The sequence below is a fragment of the Corticibacter populi genome (genome assembly GCF_004217315.1).
GTDB classification, from domain to species: domain Bacteria; phylum Pseudomonadota; class Gammaproteobacteria; order Burkholderiales; family Burkholderiaceae_C; genus Lampropedia; species Lampropedia populi.
The window spans coordinates 101,759-121,591 of the sequence record NZ_SGWR01000005.1; the positions used below are offsets into that span (position 1 = coordinate 101,759).

A 19,833-nucleotide genomic window follows, 5' to 3' on the forward strand; every position below is an offset into this window, starting at 1 on the left:
GGGGTCTCCTGTTTATTAACGCAATTAATTATGCGTTAATTGACGGGCGATGCCAAACTACTTGTCGCCTCTTCCACCGTTCGTCGGCTGCTGTGCTGTAATTTCGGCCATGAGCAAAGTGACCAAGATGACCAAGATGACCAAGGTGACCAAGGCGAGAACGGCAAAGGGGGGAGTGGCCGCCGACGATGTCCGCCCTGCGCCCACCCCCCGGTTGGGCGGGCGCAGTGCCAGGGTGATCGAGCATGTCTCGCAGGCCGTTCTGGAGGAGTTGCGCGTGCACGGCATGCACGCGCTTTCCGTGCCGCGCATTGCCGAGCGGGCCCAGGTCCACAGCAGCTCGATCTACCGGCGTTGGCCCACGGCGGTGCAACTCGTGGCCTTTGTGGCTGCGCGCCAGGCCGAACAGTTGCTGCCGGTGCCGGATACGGGATCGCTGGCCGGCGATCTGCGGGCCATGCTCGTGGATTTGCGCCGTTTTCTGGAGGGGCCCGACAGCGCGGCCTTCGTGGCCGTGGCTTTCGCCTCGGGGGACAGCGCTGAACTCCATGCGCTGACGCGCCTTTACTGGCTCAAGCGTGTTGCGCTGCGGGAGGCGATGTTCGGGCGCGCCCGCGTGCGGGGCGAACTCGATGCGCAGACCGACGCGGAAGAGCTGATCGAGCGGGCCATCGGCCCGCTCTACATGCGCCGTTTCATCAGCCACCGGCCCATCGACGATGCCTTCATCGAGCGCGTCGTACAGGGCGTGCTGCCCGAGCGAATGCCCGGATCAGCCGGCGCTTGAAAGCAGCCGCTTGGCGGCGCGGGCGATGACGATTTCCTCGTTGGTGGGAATCACCATCACGCGGGTGCGGCTCAGATGGGCGCTGATGACCATCTGGTTGGCCTCGTTGCGTTCGCGGTCGATGTCGATGCCGATCCAGTCCAGGTCTTCGCAGATCAGGTAGCGGATGAAGCGCGAGTTCTCGCCGATGCCACCGCAGAACACCAGCGCATCCAGTCCGCCCATCGCGGCGGCCAGGCCGGCGAGCTCGCGGCGGATGCGGAAGATGAAGTAGTCGATGGCCTGGTTGGCCTCGGGCGTGCCGGCCTTCTCGAGGATGCGCATGTCGTTGGAGATGCCCGAGAGGCCCTTGAGGCCGGATTCGTTGTAGAACATCTCGCGCACTTCGTCGATGCTCATGCCCTCCTGTTGCACGAGGTAGAAGATCACGCCAGGGTCGATCTGCCCGCAGCGCGTGCCCATCGGCAGGCCGTCGAGTGCGGTGAAACCCATGGTCGAGGCCATCGATCGGCCGCCAAGCATGCCGCACATCGAGGCGCCATTGCCCAGGTGGGCCACCACCACGCGGCCGGCATGGATGAGCGGCGCCACGCGCTTGAGCTCGCTGGAGATGTACTCGTAGCTCAGGCCGTGAAAGCCGTAACGGCGCACCCCTTGGTCGTAGTACTTGCGCGGAATCGCGAAGACGTCGTTGACCAGTGGCTGGTTGCGGTGGAAGGCGGTGTCGAAGCAGGCGATCTGCAACGCGTCCGGAAAGGCCTTGAGCGCGGCTTCGACGCCGGCGAGGTTGTGGGGCTGGTGCAGCGGCGCGAAGGGGCAGAGCCGGTAGAGCTCGGCGAGCACGTCCGGCGTCAACACCACCGGCGCGGTGTAGGCCACGCCGCCATGTACCACGCGGTGGCCGACGGCCACCGCGTGGGCGTCGGGGAACTGCTCGCGCAGCATGCCCAGCGCCATGTTCAACGCGCCCTCGTGGTCGCGCACGTCGGCGCTGGAGAGGTCGCGCAACATCTCGGTCTGGTCCACCCCGGAGCGCGCCTTCAGGCGTGGCTGCGAACCGATGCGCTCGATCTGGCCGACGGCCAGCTCGACGGGCTCGGCCGAGATGTCGTAGAGGCCGAATTTCAGCGACGACGATCCGGAATTGAGGGTCAGGACGACGGGGCGGGCCATGGCAATGCTCTCCTGGCAAAGGTGGACAACGAGGCAAGACAACGAAGCGACAGGCCGATTATGGCCGCCAATCGTGTCGGTACCGCGTCCGTGGCCGTGCGCCGCTCCCGGGCCTTCAATAGGCGTGCAGCGCGGCCAGGTCGAGCACTTGCAGGCTGCCGTAGTCGATGCGGATCAGGCCTTGGCCAGCCAGTCGGGTGAGGGCCTGGTTGACGCGTTGGCGCGAGAGGCCGACGATGCCGGCGAGCTCCTGCTGGGTGATGCGCAGCACCTCGCCGACGCCGGGTGCCAGAATCGGGTTGAACAGCCCGACCAGCGTGCGTGCCACGCGCATCTCGGGGTTGTTGATGCGGTCGGTCTCGCGGCTGACGAAGAACTGGGCCACCCGCTCATTGAGCTGGTACATGATGGTGCGGTTGAACTCGATGGAGTTGTCCACCAGCCAGTGGAACTGCTCCAGCGGCAGCGCGGCGATGGTGCTGCGCCGCAGTGCCTGCACGTCGTAACGGTAGCACTCGCGCTTGAGCGCGGTGCCCTCGCCGAACCAGCTGCCGGCCGGCACGCCCATGTAGGTGATGGTCTGGCCGTCGCGGCGGTCGTTGCTGACCTTGAGCAGACCGTCGATCAGGCCCAGCCAGTGGCGCACCGGGCGGCCTTCGCGGCAGACATGGCCGCCGACCTGGATTTCGCCCACCTCCAGCGCCGACTGCACGACCTTGCGGTCGCGTGGCTGCAGCTTGTGCAGCCACGGGATGCCGTCGAGCTCCTGGGGCGTGGGTGCGCGCCGGCTGCGCAGCAGCTCGGTGATGCCGGATGTGCTCAATACTGTCTCCTGAATGACCTTTTGGCCATTTTGCGTTTCGTTGCTGCCTGTTCGTGGATTTTTGACAGCGAATTGTAGGGAAATGCCTAGAGCGGGTTTACCCAGGATTGTCGTTGCAAAGACAAAAAAGCGTCAAAGTTTTGCCTACCATGCGTTCCAGATGACTTGCGGTACAGGCATCGCGAACACAGAACAAAGTGCACGTTTGGGCGCAGTCGCAGGGCTGGCGTTCCACTAGACACGGAGGTGGCATGGAGACAACATTCCCGAGGCTGTTGCAGCGGCATGCGCAGCAGCGCCCAGAGGACCCGGCGATCCGGGAGAAGGAGTACGGCATCTGGCAGACCTGGAGCTGGGCCGAGGTGGCGCGCGACGTGCGGCAGCTGGCCTGTGGCCTGACGGCGCTGGGGCTGGAGCCCGGGCAGAACCTGGTGCTGGCTTCGGGCAACCGGCCGTTTCTCTACATGGGCTTACTGGCCGCGCAGAGCCGGCGCGCCGTGCCGGTGCCGATGTACCAGGACGCAGTGGCTGCCGAGATGGCCTACGTGGTGCAGGACACCCAGGCGCGCATCGCCTTCGCCGAGGACCAGGAGCAGGTCGACAAGCTGCTGGAGATCCGCGAGAGCAACCCATCCCTGGAACACATCGTCTACGACGACCCGCGCGGCATGCGCGGCTATGCGCAGAGCGGTCTCATCAGCGTGCAGCAATTGCTGGAGCTGGGCCGCAGCTGGGATGCCGAACACCCCGGCGTGTTCGAACAGTGGGTGGCCGCGGGCGCGCCCGATGATGTCTCGGTGATCCTCTACACCTCGGGCACCACCGGCAAGCCCAAGGGCGTGTGCCAGACGCACCGCTCGTTTGCCAGCGCGGCCGAAGGGGGCGTGCAGGTCGATGGCCTCAGCAGCGGCGACAACGTGATCAGCTACCTGCCGCCAGCCTGGGTGGGTGACCATCTGTTCTCGGTGGCGCAGTGGCTGGTGGCGGGCTTCACCATCAACTGCCCGGAGTCGAGCGAGACGGTGCAGATCGACCTTCAGGAGATCGGGCCGAGCTACTACTTCGCGCCGCCGCGTGTGTTCGAGGGGCTGCTCACCAGCGTATCGATCCGCATGGAGGATGCTTCGCGCCTCAAGCGCTGGCTGTATGCCAGGTCGATGGCGCTGGCCGGGCGCGTCGGCGCGGACATCCTCGACGGCCGTCCGGTGGGGCTGCTCGATCGCATCCAGTACGCGCTGGGTCATGTGCTGGTCTATGGCCCGCTGCGCAACGTGATGGGTTTCTCGCGCATCCGCGTGGCCTACACGGCGGGGGCGGCGATCGGGCCGGAACTCTTCAAGTTCTACCGCTCGATCGGCATCAACCTCAAGCAGCTCTATGGCCAGACCGAGACCTGCGCCTACGTGTGCCTGCAGAAGAACGGTCGCGTCAAGCTCAACACCGTGGGCGAGGCGGCACCCGGCATCGAGCTGAAGATCGCCGACAACGGCGAGGTGCTGGTCAGGGGCGTCTCGGTGCTCAAGGAATATTACCAGCGCCCGGATGCCACCGCCGAGGTCATCAATGCCGAGGGCTACTTCATGACGGGCGATGCCGGCGTGCTCGATTCGGATGGCCAGTTGCGCATCATCGACCGCGCCAAGGACGTCGGCCGCCTGCGCGGCGGCGCGATGTTCGCGCCCAACTACATCGAGAACAAGCTCAAGTTCTTTCCGCAGATCAAGGAGGCGGTGTGCTTCGGCCACGAGCGCGACGAGGTGACGGCCTTCATCAACATCGATTTCGAGGCGGTGGGCAACTGGGCCGAGAAGCGCAACCTGCCTTATGCCGGCTACGTCGACCTGGCCGGCAAGCAGCCGGTGCTGGAGATGGTGGCCGGATGCATCGCCCAGGTGAACCAGGAACTGGCGGCCGAGGAAGGCATGGAGGCCACCCAGGTCAGGCGCTTCCTGGTGCTGCACAAGGAGCTGGACCCGGACGACGACGAACTCACCCGCACCCGCAAGATTCGCCGCAACTTCGTTGCCGAAAAGTACGCGGTACTGATCGAGGCGCTTTACGGCGGCAGGAGCGAGCAGTTCATCGAGACCCTGGTGAAGTTCGAGGACGGGCGCAGCGGCAAGGTCAGCGCCACGCTGCGCATCCTCGATGCCCAGACCCATCCGGCAGCGGCAAGAAAGGCGGCCTGACCATGACGAGCAGAAAGACCGGTGACGTCATCCTCGATGTCAAGAACATCAGCCTGCGCTTTGGTGGCGTCAAGGCGTTGACCGACATCTCCTTCAATGTGCGTGAGCATGAGGTGCGCGCCATCATCGGCCCCAATGGGGCGGGCAAGAGCTCGATGCTCAACTGCATCAATGGCGTCTACGTCCCGCAGGAGGGCTCCATCACCTTCCGCGGCCAGACCTTCTCGCACATGAACTCGCGCCAGGTCGCCGAGATGGGTGTGGCGCGCACCTTCCAGAACCTGGCGCTGTTCAAGGGCATGAGCGTGATCGACAACCTCATGTCCGGGCGCAACCTGAAGATCAAGAGCAACATCCTGCTGCAGGCGCTGCGCTGGGGCCCGGCCGAGCGCGAGGAAATCCGCCACCGCGAGTTCGTCGAGAAGATCATCGACTTTCTCGAAATCCAGGCCTGGCGCAAGACGCCGGTGGGCCAGTTGCCCTACGGCCTGCAAAAGCGCGTGGACCTGGGCCGCGCGCTGGCGATGGAGCCGCAGGTGCTGCTGCTCGACGAGCCCATGGCCGGCATGAACCTGGAGGAAAAGCAGGACATGAGCCGCTTCATCCTCGAGGTTAACGAGGAGTTCGGCACCACCATCGTGCTGATCGAGCACGACATGGGCGTGGTGATGGACATCTCCGACCGCGTGGTGGTGCTGGACTACGGCAAGAAGATCGGCGATGGCGCGCCCCACGAGGTGCGCGACAACGAAGACGTGATCCGCGCCTACCTGGGCACGGCGCACTGAGCGGCCGGGAAGAGAGCAAGGAGACGAACATGGCATTTTTTCTCGAGACGCTGTTTGGCGGCCTGATGACCGGCATGCTGTACGCCCTGGTGGCACTGGGCTTCGTGCTGATCTTCAAGGCCTCGGGCGTGTTCAACTTCGCGCAGGGGGCGATGGTGCTGTTCGCGGCGCTCGCGATGGCGCGCTTTGCCGAGTGGATTCCCGCCTGGCTGGGCTTTGACAGCAAGATCCTCGCCAACCTGCTGGCTTTCGTGGTGGCGGCGCTGGCCATGTTCGTGGTGGCCTGGCTGATCGAGCGGCTGGTGCTGCGCCACCTGGTCAACCAGGAGGGCGCGACGCTGCTGATGGCGACGCTGGGCATCGCCTATTTCCTCGACGGGCTGGGGCAGACGATCTTTGGCAGCAACGTCTACAGCATCGACATCGGCATGCCCAAGGACCCGGTGTTCCTGCTCGATACGGTGTTCGACGGTGGCGTGATGATCAACAAGGAAGACCTGTATGCCGCCGCCATCGCGGCGGCGCTGGTGGCCCTGCTGACGCTGTTCTTCCAGAAGACCGGCACCGGCCGGGCGCTGCGCGCGGTGGCCGACGACCACCAGGCCGCGCAGTCGGTGGGCATTCCGCTGGCGCGCATCTGGGTGATCGTGTGGTGCGTCGCCGGCGTGGTGGCGCTGGTGGCCGGGATGATCTGGGGCTCCAAGCTCGGCGTGCAGTTCTCGCTGACGACGGTGGCGCTGCGGGCGCTGCCGGTGGTGATCCTCGGCGGACTGACCTCGGTGCCCGGCGCCATCATCGGCGGGCTCATCATCGGCGTGGGCGAGAAGCTCTCGGAGGTCTACATCGGCCCGCACGTGGGCGGCGGCATCGAAATCTGGTTCGCCTATGTGCTGGCGCTGGTGTTCCTGCTGTTCAGGCCGCAGGGATTGTTTGGCGAGAAGATCATCGATCGTGTGTGAACACACGATCGGCCCGGAGGGTTCTTCGCCGCAGGCGAAGGATGATCTTCTGGTGCACTGCGCACCGCGCAGGGAGCCAAAAGATCATCGCCCCAAGATGGACAAGAGGAGACACAAGGTATGTTCTACAGAGAAAACGGCCAGTTCAAAACCAGCTACCAGGCCGATCAGCAGATCTTTCCGATCCGCCAGGACCGCATCGCCATGCTGGTGCTGCTGGCCGTGCTGTTCCTGCTGATCCCGGCCTTCGCCAGCGATTACCTGTTCCGCGCCATCCTGATCCCGCTGGTGATCATGTCGCTGGCGGCGCTGGGCGTGAACATCCTGGTGGGCTACTGCGGACAGATCTCGCTGGGCTCGGGCGCCTTCATGGCGGTGGGCGCCTACGGGGCCTACAACTTCTTCGTACGGGTGCCGGACATGCCGCTGATTCCGGCGGTCATCCTCGGTGGCCTGTGCGCGATGGCCTTCGGCATCCTGTTCGGCCTGCCCAGCCTGCGGGTGCGCGGGCTGTATCTGGCGGTAGCCACGCTGGCCGCGCAGTTCTTCTCGGACTGGATGTTCCTGCGCATCAAGTGGTTCACCAATGATTCGCCTTCCGGCTCGGTGTCGGTGAGCCACCTGCAGGTGTTCGGCTTCCCGCTGGATACGGCCACCGCGCGCTACCTGTTCTGTCTTGCGTTGCTGGTGGTGGTGGCCCTGCTGGCCAAGAACCTGGTGCGCAGCGCCATCGGCCGCGAGTGGATGGCGATCCGCGACATGGATGTGGCTGCCGCAGTGATCGGCATCCGTCCGATGTACGCCAAGCTCAGCGCCTTTGCCGTCAGCTCCTTCATCATCGGCATGGCCGGCGCACTGTGGGCCTTCGTGCACCTGGGGGCCTGGGAGCCGGCGGCCTTCTCGGTGGAGGTGTCGTTCAAGCTGCTCTTCATGGTCATCATCGGCGGGCTCGGCTCCATCATGGGCAGCTTCTTCGGCGCGGCCTTCATCGTGGTGCTGCCGATCGTCCTCAATCAGTTCCTGCCCTGGTTGTTCGGGCTGTTCGGCGCGCAGATCTCCACCGCGGGGGTCTCGCATGCCGAGCTGATGATCTTCGGCGCGCTGATCGTGTGGTTCCTGATCGTCGAGCCGCATGGCCTGGCCAAGCTGTGGTCGACGGCCAAGCAGAAGCTGCGCATCTGGCCCTTCCCGCATTGAGGCCGGCTTCGATGTCCTGGCCCCGACCGGTTTCCCTCGTGCTTCAACCCACTACACCACCAAGGAGACAAACCATGAAGCGACTCAAGACCCCCCTGATGGCCGCCGCCGCCCTCAGCGCCGTGCTGGCGGCATTTGTCCCGGCCGTGCAGGCGCAGGATACGCAGTTCATCCCGCTGCTGTCCTACCGCACCGGTCCGTATGCCCCCAACGGCATTCCCTGGGCCAATGGCAAGCAGGACTACATCAAGCTCATCAATGAGCGCGATGGTGGCGTCAACGGTGTCAAGCTCAGCTACGAGGAATGTGAATTCGGCTACGCCACCGACCGTGGCGTGGAGTGCTACGAGCGCCTCAAGGGCCGCCCGGGCGTGGCCATCTTCGATCCGCAATCCACTGGCGTGACCTTCGCGCTGACCGAAAAGGCGCCGGTCGACAAGATCCCGCTCATCACGGTCGGCTATGGCCTGTCGATCTCGCAGGACGGCTCGGCCTTCAAGTGGAACTTCCCGTTCCTCGGCAGCTACTGGACGGGTGCCGACATCCTGATCCAGCACCTCGGCCAGGAGCTCGGCGGCCTCGACAAGCTCAAGGGCAAGAAGATCGCGCTGGTCTACCACGACAGCCCGTTCGGCAAGGAGCCGATTCCGCTGCTGCAGGAACGTGCCAAGCTGCACGGCTTCGACCTGCAGCTGCTGCCGGTGACGGCGCCGGGCGTGGAGCAGAAGTCGACTTGGCTGCAGGTGCGCCAGAGCCGCCCCGACTATGTGCTGCTGTGGGGCTGGGGCGTGATGAACTCCACCGCGCTCAAGGAGGCGCAGGCCACCGGCTATGCGCGCGACAAGATCTACGGCGTGTGGTGGGCCGGCACCGAGCCGGACGTGCGTGACGTCGGTGCCGGCGCCAAGGGCTACAAGGCACTGGCGCTCAATGGCTACGGGCAGGACAACAAGGTCATCCAGGAGATCCTCACCCACGTGCACGGCAAGGGCCAGGGCACCGGCCCGCGCGACGAGGTGGGAGCGGTCATCTACACGCGCGGCGTGATCATCCAGATGCTCACCGTCGAGGCCATTCGCACCGCGCAGGAGAGGTTCGGCAAGGGCAAGGTGATGACCGCCGAGCAGGTGCGCTGGGGGCTCGAGAACCTCAACCTCACCGACGAGCGCCTGCGGGAGCTGGGCTTCGAGAGCATCATCCGGCCGCTGCAGACCACCTGCCAGGACCACATGGGCTCGACCTGGGCGCGTGTGCATACCTGGGACGGCAAGCAGTGGGGCGGCATGTCCGACTGGTACCAGGCCGACGAGGAGATCCTCACGCGTCTGATCAAGGCCGGCAGCGACACCTACGTGGCCGAGAAGCGGCTGCAGCGCCGCGATGCGGCCGACTGCGAGTCCTGAGGACATCGCCCTGAGCCGCAGCGCCATTCCGGAAGGATCGGATGGCGCAGGCGGCCGGGCCAGGCCCGGTCCACGGCGCCCGCCGGCTCGGGCGCGCCAGTTTCAGAATGGCTGTCACCGCAGCCGCCACGCGAAGGCAACACCATGGATTCCAACAGCATCGTCCTCAACGTCAACGGCATCGAAGTCATCTACAACCACGTCATTCTGGTGCTCAAGGGCGTCTCGCTGCAGGTGCCTGAAGGCGGCATCGTCGCATTGCTGGGCGGCAATGGCGCGGGCAAGACCACCACGCTGCGGGCCATCTCCAACCTGCTCAGGGCCGAGCGTGGCGAGGTCACCAAGGGCTCGATCGAGTTGCGCGGCGAGCGCATCGAGAACCTCTCGCCGGCCGAGCTGGTGCAGCGCGGCGTGGTGCAGGTCATGGAGGGGCGCCACTGCTTTGCCCACCTCTCCATCGAGGAGAACCTGATGACCGGCAGCTACACGCGCCGCGACAAGGGCGAAATTGCCGCCAACCTGGAGAAGGTCTACACCTATTTCCCGCGCCTGAAGACCCGCCGCACTTCGCAGGCCGCCTACACCTCGGGCGGCGAGCAGCAGATGTGCGCCATCGGCCGCGCGCTGATGACCAACCCGAGCATCGTGCTGCTCGACGAGCCCTCGATGGGCCTGGCGCCGCAGATCGTCGACGAGGTGTTCCACATCGTCAAGGATCTCAACACCAAGGAAAAAGTCACCTTCCTGCTGGCCGAGCAGAACACCAACATGGCCCTCAAATACGCCGACTATGGCTACATCATGGAGTCGGGCCGCATCGTCATGGATGGCAACGCCCATGATCTGGCCAACAACTCCGACGTCAAGGAGTTCTACCTGGGCGTCGGCGGGGAAGGGCGCAAGAGCTTCCGCGACGTCAAGAGCTACAAGCGCCGCAAGCGCTGGCTGGCCTGATGCGGCGTCGCCATCGAGGTTCGCCTTGATCGACAACCCGTATGAAGGGCTGTGACCGTCCGCAGGACCGGGCACACCGCCACGCACACTGTCACGCCACCGACGAACCTCAAGAGCAAAAGCAAGGAAGATACGCATGAGTTCCACCCTCGACGCCCTGGAAACCCGCGCGCCCGAGGCACGCGAAGCCGCACTGATGGCCGTGCTGCCCGCGCAGATCGCGCATGCGCAACAGCACACTGCCGCGTTCGCGGACATCCTGCGCGGTGTGGATGCTGACGGCATCGCCAGTCGGCAGGCACTGGCGGCGCTGCCCGTCACGCGCAAGTACGAGCTGCTGGCGCGCCAGCAGGCGCTGCGCGCCAGCGACGTGTTCGGCGGCTTCACCGGCCTGGGCTTCGGCGCCGCCATGCCACGCGTGTTCGCCAGCCCCGGCACCATCTATGAACCCGAAGGCGCCCGGCCCGACTACTGGCGCATGGCGCGGGCGCTGCGCGCGGCCGGCTTCGCGGCCGGCGAGCTGGTGCACAACAGCTTCAGCTACCACTTCACCCCCGCCGGTTCGATGATGGAAAGCGGCGCCCGCGCGCTGGGCTGCACCGTGTTCCCGGGCGGCACCGGCCAGACCGAGCAGCAGGTGCAGGCCATCGCCGAACTGCGGCCGGCCGGCTACGCCGGCACGCCCAGCTTTCTCAAGCTGATCGTCGAGAAGGCGCAGGCGCTGGGCACCCCGATCGCCAGCCTGAAGAAGGCGCTGGTCTCCGGCGAGGCCTTTCCGCCATCGCTGCGCGACTGGCTGCGCCAGCGCGGCATCGAGGGCTACCAGTGCTATGCCACGGCCGATCTGGGCCTGATCGCCTATGAAACCCGGGCACGCGAAGGCCTGGTGCTCGATGAAGCGGTGATCGTCGAGATCGTGCGGCCGGGCACCGGCGAGCCGGTGCCCGAGGGCGAGGTGGGCGAGGTCGTCGTCACCACCCTGAACCCGGACTATCCGCTGATCCGCTTTGGCACCGGCGATCTCTCGGCGGTGCTGCCGGGCCATTGCCCGACGGGGCGCACCAACACCCGCATCCGGGGCTGGCTGGGGCGCGCCGACCAGACCACCAAGGTACGCGGCATGTTCGTGCATCCCGGCCAGATCGCGGAAATCGCCCGGCGCTTTCCGCAGGTGGGCAAGGCGCGTCTGGTGGTCAGCGGCGAGATGGCCAGCGACCGGATGGAGTTGCAGGTCGAGACCCTTGAGACCGGTGGCGGCCTGGCCGTGCAGATCGCCGAGGTGATCCGCGAGGTCACCAAGCTGCGCGGCGAGGTGCGGATGGTGCCGCCAGGCACGCTGCCCAATGACGGCAAGGTCATCGAGGACGTGCGCAGCCTGCAGTGATCAGGCCCCGGCGCGATGCCTGGTGAATCCTCGCTTTCGATTGGTGGCAAAGCTTTACCATGGCTTGACGCGGGCCTCGCACAACTTTGAGCGGCCCGCGCACAATGCGCCGTACCACAACCGATCCAATGAGGAGGTCGATGAGATGAAATCAATCAAGATCACCAGCGCTTTGATGGCCCTGACCCTGGGGCTTTCCAGCACGCTGGCGCTGGCCCAGCCCAGGGACGACCGTGACCAGCGCGATCAACGCGATCAACGCCAGTCGGCGCAGCAGGCACCGCAGCGCGCCGAGCCCGGCAAGGGCCAGCCACAGGCGCAGCAGGTGCAAAGGGCGCCGCAGGCGAACAAGCCGCAGCCCGCCGCGCAACGTCAGCAGGATGCCGGACGCGGCGCCGGCCCGCAGCACAACTACCGCCGTGGCGACCGTCTGCCGCCGGATCAGCGCACCCGCCATGCGGTGGTGGACAACTGGCGGGCCTATCACCTCAGCGCCCCGCCGCGCGGCCACCAGTGGGTGCAGGTCGGCTCCGATTTCGTGCTGATCGCGGTGGCCTCCGGGATCATCACGCAGCTCGTGCTGTCGAACCGCTGAACGACGAGCCGGCGGCCGACAAAAAAGTGCCCCGGCATATGCCCCGGGGCACTTTTTTGCTGCCTGAAGCCGCTTGAAGCCGGGTGACCTCGGCTCGGCCTATGTTTGCCCGCGCAGGATGTGCGGCACGAAACGCTCGCGGTCGAAATCCGTGATGTGGTGGTCGAACTCGCGGATCGCCAGGGTCTCGCAGTAATCCTCGCAGCTCATCCAGCCACAGACGATGAAGTTGCCGGTCTCCGTGCGGCCCGGCGCGCAATAGTGCTGGTAGACCATCGGCACATCGCCATAGGCACCCGCCGATTGCTCCAGCACCTGGCCGTTGCTGACGACCGTGACGTTGGCCGACAGGCGCCCGATTACCGGCTTGGCGACATAGCTGCCGGTGGGCAGACCCAATGCCTGCTGGCGCGCCTGCAGCGCTTCGAGGCTGAGCGCGGTGGGCAGATGGGGCAGGGCGCTGTAGGCCTGCAGTTCCCCCTGTGCCAGCAGATCGCTCACCCAGGCCAGAATGCCCTTGTGGCTGATGAACCAGCGCCAGGGCGGCTCCAGAAAGCGCGTGCGATCGAACCAGTAGCGGTACTGCTCGAAGGCCAGGCTGAAGTTCTCCACCAGTTCCTCCCACGGCGTCAGGAAGAACAGGATGTCCGGATGCTCCTCGACCTCGTTGACGATGAACGGGTTGGCCGGGTTGCTCTGGTCATAGTCCAGGTCGGCGATGTCGACCAGGTAGCAATCGAGCCCGGCCGCATCAAAGACCTGCAGGATGGTCTCGCTGGTGATGATGTCCTCGATGGCGTCGGTGGTGCAGACCGCGGCGATCTTCTGGCCCGCCAGATTCATGTTTTGCAGTTGCTCGACGGTCTGGCCCCACCAGTCGTTGAACTGCAGGTCGCCATCGATCTGCCCGGCCAGGTAGGACTGCAGGTTGACCGACTCGAACAGCATCACCGGGGTGTTGCCGTTGAATTCATACACCCCGGTGATGCGGCCGGTGACCGGATCGGCCGCGGCATCGAAGCGGCCATAGATGGTGCTGCCCTGCAGGCCGCCCTGCCACAGCCCGGCGGCGCTCGCCGCGCGGCGCGTGGCCATGGCGTATTCGGTGAACATGCGGCCATGGCTGCGCATCATCGGGCAGTCGAAGTAGCGGGCGATGAGCGCCTGGCGTTCCTGCTCGGAGGCCATCGGGGCGAAGAACAGATGGTCCAGCGCGGCGCACAGCATCAGGTAGTACTGGCGCAGCGTCTCGCCCATACCCACGGCAGCGGCCGTGCTGATGGAGTAGAACGGCATGCGGCTGCTGTGCGCCAGGTGGTGGGCGAACAGCTCCTGCAGGGTGGCGCCAAGCGCCTCCTTGCTGGCGTAGCAGTGGTAGGTGAATGGCAGCTCCTCCTCGATCAGCCGGCGCAGGTCCAGCGTGACCGGGCAGGTGATGGAGGTGATGGCCGCCGCCAGCGAACTGGGATGTATCGACGAGGGTCTCATGAAGGCTCAGCGCATGTGCGATGGGAAAGGGGGAGCGGCGGATGCGGAGCGTCCGCCGCGCTGGCGCGGCTGCTGGTCCGGTTCTCAGGATCCCGAGCCCATGGTGGAGCGGCGTGGCGCTGCGTTGTTGCCGCTGAAGGCGCCCTGCTGGCGCAGCGCGCTGGCGCGCGTGGCGGCCCTTTGCTGGTGGTTCTGCGCCACCGAACGCTGGTAGCTGCTTTGCGATGCGGTCTTGGCCTGCTGGTACTGGCCGGCATTGCCGAAGCGCTGGGCGCCCGAGCTGAACATGTTCGCCAATGCATAGCCGGCCAGCGCGCCCATGGCCGCGCCCGCGAGCATCTGGCCCATCGACGGCCCGCCGGCTTGCGCTTCCTGCTGGCCCTGGCCGCTCTGGCTGTTCTGGAGGATCTGTTCGATCGGCGGCGTGGTCCAGCTTTCGATGGAGTCGTCATCGTTCCTGCGGCTGATCACCGCGACCTTGCGGCCCTGTGCATCGAGTTCGATATAGGCATCGAAGATGCGCGGGTCGGTCTTCTGCAACTGCGTCAGCAGTTCGCTCGCCAGTCGCTGGTCGCTTTGCATCTCGGCTGCCGCCTGGCGGGCGATTTCGCCGGCATCCAGGCCCAGATCGGCGGGCGGCTCGGGTTCCTGGGTGCAGGCGCCGAGCGCCAGCCCGACGGCCGCCGCAACCACGCCAGTGCCGGTCAGGCGGTACACACGGTTCTTGATCAGTTGAATCGACATGATGGATGTTTCCCCTCTCTGTTGGAACAATTCGCCGGGCCCGTCATGGTTCGGGCGGCATCCGCCTGCCGCCGGCGCGTGCGGGCCAAGGCCATGTTGTGCGGATGCCAGGGATGGCCGATCGACCACGCGGGGCGAAGGTCGAACTCTGGCGAACACGTGGAATTGAGCAGCGGGCCGATCATACCCCGGTGCCCGGCCTGGCCATGTGGGGCGCGTACCGCCCGGACGGGAGCCGCCCGCCATCCGGCCAGGCCGGTGCCGGGCGGCTATGGGCGATGCCCGATGGGCGAGGATCAGTAAGCCTGGACGATCCATTGATGCGGCACCATCTTGCGGATTTCCTTGCGGGCGTGGTCGATGAAGGGTTTGAGGATCAGTGTCGAGTCGTTGCGCGCGGAGAGCACGATCGAGTAGTCATTGATGATTTCCGGCTCGAACGGGATGAACTTGACCAGCGAATCCGCGTAGCCGCTGGCTGTCAGCGGATCGACGATGGACAGGCCCGCGCCGGCTTCCACGAGCTTGATGAGAGCGAACGATATCTGCGTCTCGATGTTGATGCGGCGGTGGATGCCGTAAGAGAGGAACAGCGAGTCGATCTTGGTGCGTGTTTCCATCAGCGGCGGCATGGAGATGAAGTTCTCGCCCTCGAAGTCTTCCGGGTGCAGCACCTTGCGCCGTGCCAGATGGTGGTGCACCGGAACCGCGCCGACCATTCTGGCCGAGAGCAGTACCTCGCTGTTGCCGTGGCGCGTGGTGCGCATGGGCAGCATGGCAAAGCCGATGTCGCAGCGCCGGCTCTGCACCATGTCCAGCACGGTGGGTGTGCCGTGCATGTGCATGGACACCAGTGTGTCGGGATGCTCCTTGGTGAAGTTGGCGATGGCGTGCGGCAGGAAGGACAGCGCCATGGCCGGAGCCGCGGCGATTTCCAGGTGCCCCATCTTGAGCGCCTTGATGTTGGATGCGGCGTTGGCGATGCGCTCGACGCCGATCAGGCATTGGTGCACGTCCTCGAACAGCAGCGATGCTTCGGGCGTTGCGACCAGCCGCCCCTTGTTGCGCCGGAACAGCTCGATGGCGATGCGCTCCTCCAGGTCCGAGATCAGCCGGGTGACCACGGGTTGCGTCACGCCCAGCATCTCGGCCGCGCCGGTAACGGTCTTGCGCACCATGATGGCGCGGAACGCCTCCAGATGGCGCAGGGTGATTCGCTTATCCATAGTATTTGGACATGAATTTATTTAATGATCGTATTGTAATGAAATTATTTATAAAAATATCGTTTTAAATCAATGATATTTTTACGGTTGGCATGCCTATTGCACAATAACATTGACTGGTGGAAATGCCGATGCGGCCATTCCGCTGGTTCGATAGCATCAAAGTCTGCCGGCATGTCGCCCTGTGCGCGGCGCCGGTGCCCCTGGCTTCCTTTTCTTTTGACAGGTCTCGACGATGAAAACCTTCACTCTGGCACTTGCCACCGCCTCCTGCATCTCCGTGCTTCCCGCCCTGGCCACGGCCGAGGACATCTATGTCGGCAGCTATGGCGGCTCGACGGAGAATGTGTTCAAACAACGCATCATTCCGGCCTTCGAGAAAGCCACCGGCCACAAGATCATCTACGTGGCGGGCAACTCGACCGACACGCTGGCCAAGCTGCAGGCCGAGCGCAACAACCCGCAGTTCGATGTCGTGCTGATCGATGACGGCCCCATGGAGCAGGCCGTGCAGTATGGCTTCTGCGGCAGCATCGAGCCGGCGCCGATCTATGACGACCTGTACCCGCTGGCGCGCATCGCAAACGACCAAGCCCTGGCGCTCGGCGTGGTTGCCACCGGCCTGTTCTACAACACCGAGGCCTTTGCCAAGGCCGGCTGGGCGGCTCCCGACTCCTGGGAGGCCCTGACGGACGCGAAGTATGCCGACCGCATGGTCATTCCGCCCATCTCCAACGGCTATGGCCTGCAGACGCTGCTGATGTTCGCCGATCTGCGCGGCGGCGGCGCCAGCAACATCGATCCGGGCTTCAAGGCGCTGATCGACGAGGTCGGCCCCAATGTGCTGGCCTGGGAGCCGTCGCCGGGCAAGATGACCGAGCTGTTCCAGAACGGCGATGCGGTGATCGGCGTATGGGGCAGCGGCCGCGTCAAGGCGCTGCAGGACACAGGCTTCCCGGTGAAGTTCGTCTACCCGAAGGAGGGCGCGTATGCGCTGTTCACCGCCATCTGCCCGGTCGCCAAGAAGCAGCCCAAGGCGGGTTCGCAGCAGTTCATCCAGTTCCTGTTCTCGCCCGAGTCGCAGACCGCGCTGGCCGAAGGGCAGGCGTGGGGGCCGGTCAACAGCAAGGTGACGCTGGCGCCGGAAGTGGCAGACAAGGTGCCCTATGGCCCCGAGCAGATCGGCCAGCTGAAATCGGTCGATTACGGCATCGTCAACGCCAAGCGCGCCGAGTGGACCAACCGCTGGAACCGCACGGTCGAGCGCTGACCGGGTCCGGCAGCCTGGCGCGCCACGCGCCACTGCCGCCCATCACCATCCATGACGCAGACGTCCCCGCCCGCCGCGCGGCGGGGGCAAGAGGTATTCCATGAGTTTCCTGACGATCAAAGGCCTCGGCAAGAGGTTTGGGGATTTTGTCGCCGTCGACCAGCTGGACCTGGAGGTCGAGCGCGGCGAGTTCGTTTCGCTGCTGGGGCCATCGGGCTGCGGCAAGACCACCACGCTGCAGATGGTGGCCGGATTCATCGAGCCCAGCCGCGGCACGGTGTCTGTGGCGGGGCGCGACATCACGCGGCTGCGTCCAGAAAAGCGCGGCATGGGCATCGTGTTCCAGAGTTATGCCCTGTTTCCGCACATGACCGTGGAGCAGAACATCGCATTCGGCCTGCAGATGCGGGGCCTGACGGCTGCCGAGCAGCGCCAGCGCATCGACGAGACGCTGGCGCTGGTGCGGCTGCAGGGGTTGCAGGCGCGCTATCCGCGTGAACTCTCGGGCGGGCAGCGCCAGCGCGTGGCCATCGCCCGCGCGCTGGCCATCCGGCCCGAGGTGCTGCTGCTCGACGAGCCCATGTCCAACCTTGACGCCAAGCTGCGCGAGGAAATGCACATCGAGATGCGCGCCATTCAGCGGCACCTGGGCATCACCACCATTCTGGTGACGCACGACCAGGTGGAGGCAATGACGATGAGCGACCGCATCGCCGTGATGCATGGCGGACGCATCGTCCAGCTCGATACGCCCTACGGTGCCTACGAGCACCCGAAATCGAACTTCGCCTCGACCTTTCTGGGCAAGACCAACCGGCTGGAGGCGCAGGCCGTCGGCAGCACCGCGGTGCAGGTCGAGACCGTCGAATTGCCCAGCGCGCCGCATGCGCTGCATGGCGCGGTGCACGCCTATATCCGCCCGGAGAAAATCCGCGTGCTGGCGCCCGGCCAGGGGCGCTGGCCCGGGACGGTGAAGACCAAGCTGTTCCTTGGCAGCCACTGGATGCTGGAGGTCGAGACCGCGCTGGGCCCGTTGCGGGTGAGTGTGCCCAACAGCCAGGCGCTGGCGGTGGAGGAGGGCGGCGCAGTGGCCCTCGACTGGCGCGCCGAGGATCTGCGCGTGCTCCCGCGCACGGAGGCCGCCCATGTCTGACACCTTCCGTCCCGCGCGCCGCCTGGCGTGGCTGCCCTGGGCGCCCTGGGCGCTGTCGGCACCGGGCTTGCTGGTCTTCGTGACCATGCTGCTGACGCCGCTGATCCTCACCGGCATGCTGTCCTTTCACGTCTTCGACGGCATGGAAGGCATCAAGGACGTCTACACGCTGGCCAACTACTGGGAAATCTTCTCCGACGGCTATTACCTGGAGATCTTCGCGCGCACCGCCATCATGGCCGGCAGCGTCACGCTGCTGTGCATTCTGCTGGGCGTGCCGGAGACCATCATCCTCTCGCGCATGCAGGGGCGCTGGCGGGGCATCTTCCTGCTGGTGATCCTGGCGCCGCTGCTGATCTCGGTGGTGGTGCGCACGCTGGGCTGGTCGATCCTGATGGGCAGCAACGGCCTGATCAACGGCGCCCTGCAGGCGCTGGGCCTGGCGGACCGGCCGGTGCGGCTGGTGTTCACCATGACCGGCGTGGTCATTGCCATGGTGCACGTGATGGTGCCCTTCATGGTGCTGTCGGTCTGGGCCTCGATCCAGAAGCTCGACCCGCAGGTCGAAAGTGCCGGCCTGTCGCTGGGCGCCTCCGGCGCCACCGTGCTGCGCCGCGTGATCCTGCCACAGCTGCTGCCGGGCATTCTCTCGGGCAGCATCATCGTCTTCGCCCTGTCGGCCTCGGCCTTCGCCACTCCGGCCATGCTGGGCGGGCGGCGCCTGAAGGTGGTGGCCACCGCCGCCTATGACGAGTTCCTCAGCACGCTCAACTGGCCGTTGGGCGCCGCCATCGCGCTGGTGCTGCTGGTGGCCAATGTGATCATCATCGTCGGCTGCAACCGCTGGGTCGAAAAGCGCTTCAAGCCGGTCTTCGAAGGATAACGCCATGCAGAAAAACGGACCCCTGGCCCTGGCCTTCCACACGCTTTTCATCCTCTTCATCCTCGCGCCGCTGGCGGTGGTGGTGGCCGTCTCCTTCACCGACAAGGGCTTCATCTCCATGCCCACCGACGGCCTGTCGCTGCGCTGGTTCCGCGCCATCCTTGATGCCGGCGAGATCACCAGCGCATTCTGGTTCTCGGTGCGCCTGGGGCTGGTGGCGGCCTGCTGCGCGGTGGTGCTGGCCGTGCCCGCGGCGCTGGCACTGGCGCGCTACCGCTTTCCGGGACGCGAGGCGCTGATGGCATTCTTCATGTCGCCGCTGATGATCCCGCAGGTGGTGCTGGGCGCGGCGTTCCTGCGCTTCTTCAACATTGCCGGGCTCAGCGGCTCGTTCTTCTGGCTGATGCTCACCCACGTGGTGGTCATCGTGCCCTATGCGATGCGGCTGGTGCTCTCGGCTGCCACGGGCATGAACCGCGAGATCGACAACGCGGGCCTGTCGCTGGGTGCCTCGCGCTGGACGGTGTTTCGCCGCATCACGCTGCCGATGCTGATGGCCGGCATCGCTGGCGGCTGGATGCTCTCGTTCATCCAGAGCTTCGACGAGCTGACCATGACCATCTTCGTGGCCACGCCCGGCACCATGACGCTGCCGGTGGCCATGTACAACCACATCGCCCACACCATCGATCCGCTGGTGGCCTCGGTATCGACGGTGCTGATTGCCGGCACGCTGGTGCTGATGCTGCTGCTCGATCGCGTGGTGGGCCTCGAAAAAGTGCTGATCGGCAGAGGCTGAGGCCCAAGCCGCAAGCGG

Annotated in this window: 18 protein-coding genes; 13 read left to right on the plus strand and 5 right to left on the minus strand. The window is 65.6% G+C overall.

Features of this window, described 5'->3' with window-relative positions; translation table 11 throughout:
• Nucleotides 1-109 precede the first annotated feature (109 nt).
• A complete protein-coding gene (locus EV687_RS17000; protein ID WP_162846667.1) occupies nt 110-787 on the plus strand; it encodes a TetR/AcrR family transcriptional regulator in 678 nt (225 codons plus the stop codon).
• Here the strand turns inward: EV687_RS17000 and EV687_RS17005 are convergent.
• Both EV687_RS17005 and EV687_RS17010 read right to left on the minus strand, forming a co-directional pair.
• Entirely contained in the window at nt 773-1,960 is a 1,188-nt protein-coding gene (locus tag EV687_RS17005; RefSeq protein WP_122231421.1) for an acetate/propionate family kinase, read from the minus strand. The two genes, EV687_RS17000 and EV687_RS17005, sit on opposite strands and share 15 nt — an antisense overlap.
• 115 nt (nt 1,961-2,075) lie before the next feature.
• Nucleotides 2,076-2,783 (minus strand): Crp/Fnr family transcriptional regulator, encoded by a 708-nt coding sequence (locus EV687_RS17010; protein ID WP_122231423.1) that lies wholly within the window; start codon nt 2,781-2,783, stop codon nt 2,076-2,078.
• A 251-nt stretch (nt 2,784-3,034) separates the two neighbouring features.
• On the opposite strand from EV687_RS17010, the gene EV687_RS17015 reads away from it, so the two are divergent.
• From EV687_RS17015 to EV687_RS19050, 8 genes are all read left to right on the plus strand, one after another.
• Entirely contained in the window at nt 3,035-4,972 is a 1,938-nt protein-coding gene (locus tag EV687_RS17015; protein ID WP_122231425.1) for an AMP-dependent synthetase/ligase, read from the plus strand.
• Nucleotides 4,973-4,974: 2 nt separating this feature from the next.
• Nucleotides 4,975-5,760, plus strand: coding sequence for an ABC transporter ATP-binding protein (locus tag EV687_RS17020; protein ID WP_122231427.1), 786 nt, complete (start codon nt 4,975-4,977; stop codon nt 5,758-5,760).
• A 29-nt stretch (nt 5,761-5,789) separates the two neighbouring features.
• Nucleotides 5,790-6,719 carry a branched-chain amino acid ABC transporter permease gene (locus EV687_RS17025; protein ID WP_122231429.1) on the plus strand — a complete coding sequence of 310 codons (930 nt, stop codon included), beginning with the start codon at nt 5,790-5,792 and terminating at the stop codon, nt 6,717-6,719.
• A gap of 120 nt (nt 6,720-6,839) precedes the next feature.
• Nucleotides 6,840-7,916: a branched-chain amino acid ABC transporter permease gene (locus EV687_RS17030; protein ID WP_122231431.1), complete on the plus strand. Its 1,077-nt coding sequence runs from the start codon at nt 6,840-6,842 to the stop codon at nt 7,914-7,916.
• Nucleotides 7,917-8,014: 98 nt separating this feature from the next.
• On the plus strand, nt 8,015-9,319 hold the full coding sequence (locus EV687_RS17035; protein ID WP_423201107.1) for an ABC transporter substrate-binding protein: 1,305 nt from the start codon (nt 8,015-8,017) through the stop codon (nt 9,317-9,319).
• A 144-nt stretch (nt 9,320-9,463) separates the two neighbouring features.
• Nucleotides 9,464-10,273, plus strand: coding sequence for an ABC transporter ATP-binding protein (locus EV687_RS17040; RefSeq protein WP_122231435.1), 810 nt, complete (start codon nt 9,464-9,466; stop codon nt 10,271-10,273).
• A 136-nt stretch (nt 10,274-10,409) separates the two neighbouring features.
• Nucleotides 10,410-11,657, plus strand: coding sequence for a phenylacetate--CoA ligase family protein (locus EV687_RS17045; protein WP_122231437.1), 1,248 nt, complete (start codon nt 10,410-10,412; stop codon nt 11,655-11,657).
• Between the two features lie 145 nt (nt 11,658-11,802).
• On the plus strand, nt 11,803-12,252 hold the full coding sequence (locus tag EV687_RS19050) for an RcnB family protein (RefSeq protein ID WP_242612704.1): 450 nt from the start codon (nt 11,803-11,805) through the stop codon (nt 12,250-12,252).
• Nucleotides 12,253-12,351: 99 nt separating this feature from the next.
• Here EV687_RS19050 and EV687_RS17055 read toward each other — a convergent pair whose 3' ends face one another.
• The 3 genes from EV687_RS17055 to EV687_RS17065 form a co-directional block, all read right to left on the minus strand.
• On the minus strand, nt 12,352-13,740 hold the full coding sequence (locus EV687_RS17055; protein WP_122231439.1) for a glutathionylspermidine synthase family protein: 1,389 nt from the start codon (nt 13,738-13,740) through the stop codon (nt 12,352-12,354).
• Nucleotides 13,741-13,824: 84 nt separating this feature from the next.
• The gene (locus tag EV687_RS17060) at nt 13,825-14,484 is read right to left on the minus strand and encodes a hypothetical protein (protein WP_122231441.1); all 660 of its coding nucleotides are present in this window, start codon (nt 14,482-14,484) and stop codon (nt 13,825-13,827) included.
• A gap of 296 nt (nt 14,485-14,780) precedes the next feature.
• Nucleotides 14,781-15,710, minus strand: a complete 930-nt coding sequence (locus EV687_RS17065) for a LysR substrate-binding domain-containing protein (RefSeq protein ID WP_122231443.1) — start codon at nt 15,708-15,710, stop codon at nt 14,781-14,783.
• A 235-nt stretch (nt 15,711-15,945) separates the two neighbouring features.
• On the opposite strand from EV687_RS17065, the gene EV687_RS17070 reads away from it, so the two are divergent.
• From EV687_RS17070 to EV687_RS17085, 4 genes are all read left to right on the plus strand, one after another.
• Nucleotides 15,946-16,980, plus strand: a complete 1,035-nt coding sequence (locus EV687_RS17070) for an ABC transporter substrate-binding protein (RefSeq protein WP_122231445.1) — start codon at nt 15,946-15,948, stop codon at nt 16,978-16,980.
• A gap of 100 nt (nt 16,981-17,080) precedes the next feature.
• On the plus strand, nt 17,081-18,133 hold the full coding sequence (locus EV687_RS17075; protein ID WP_122231447.1) for an ABC transporter ATP-binding protein: 1,053 nt from the start codon (nt 17,081-17,083) through the stop codon (nt 18,131-18,133).
• Nucleotides 18,126-19,016, plus strand: coding sequence for an ABC transporter permease (locus EV687_RS17080; RefSeq protein WP_122231449.1), 891 nt, complete (start codon nt 18,126-18,128; stop codon nt 19,014-19,016). Before EV687_RS17075 ends, EV687_RS17080 begins: the two co-directional genes overlap by 8 nt.
• 4 nt (nt 19,017-19,020) lie before the next feature.
• Nucleotides 19,021-19,815 carry an ABC transporter permease gene (locus EV687_RS17085; protein ID WP_122231451.1) on the plus strand — a complete coding sequence of 265 codons (795 nt, stop codon included), beginning with the start codon at nt 19,021-19,023 and terminating at the stop codon, nt 19,813-19,815.
• Nucleotides 19,816-19,833 lie beyond the last annotated feature (18 nt).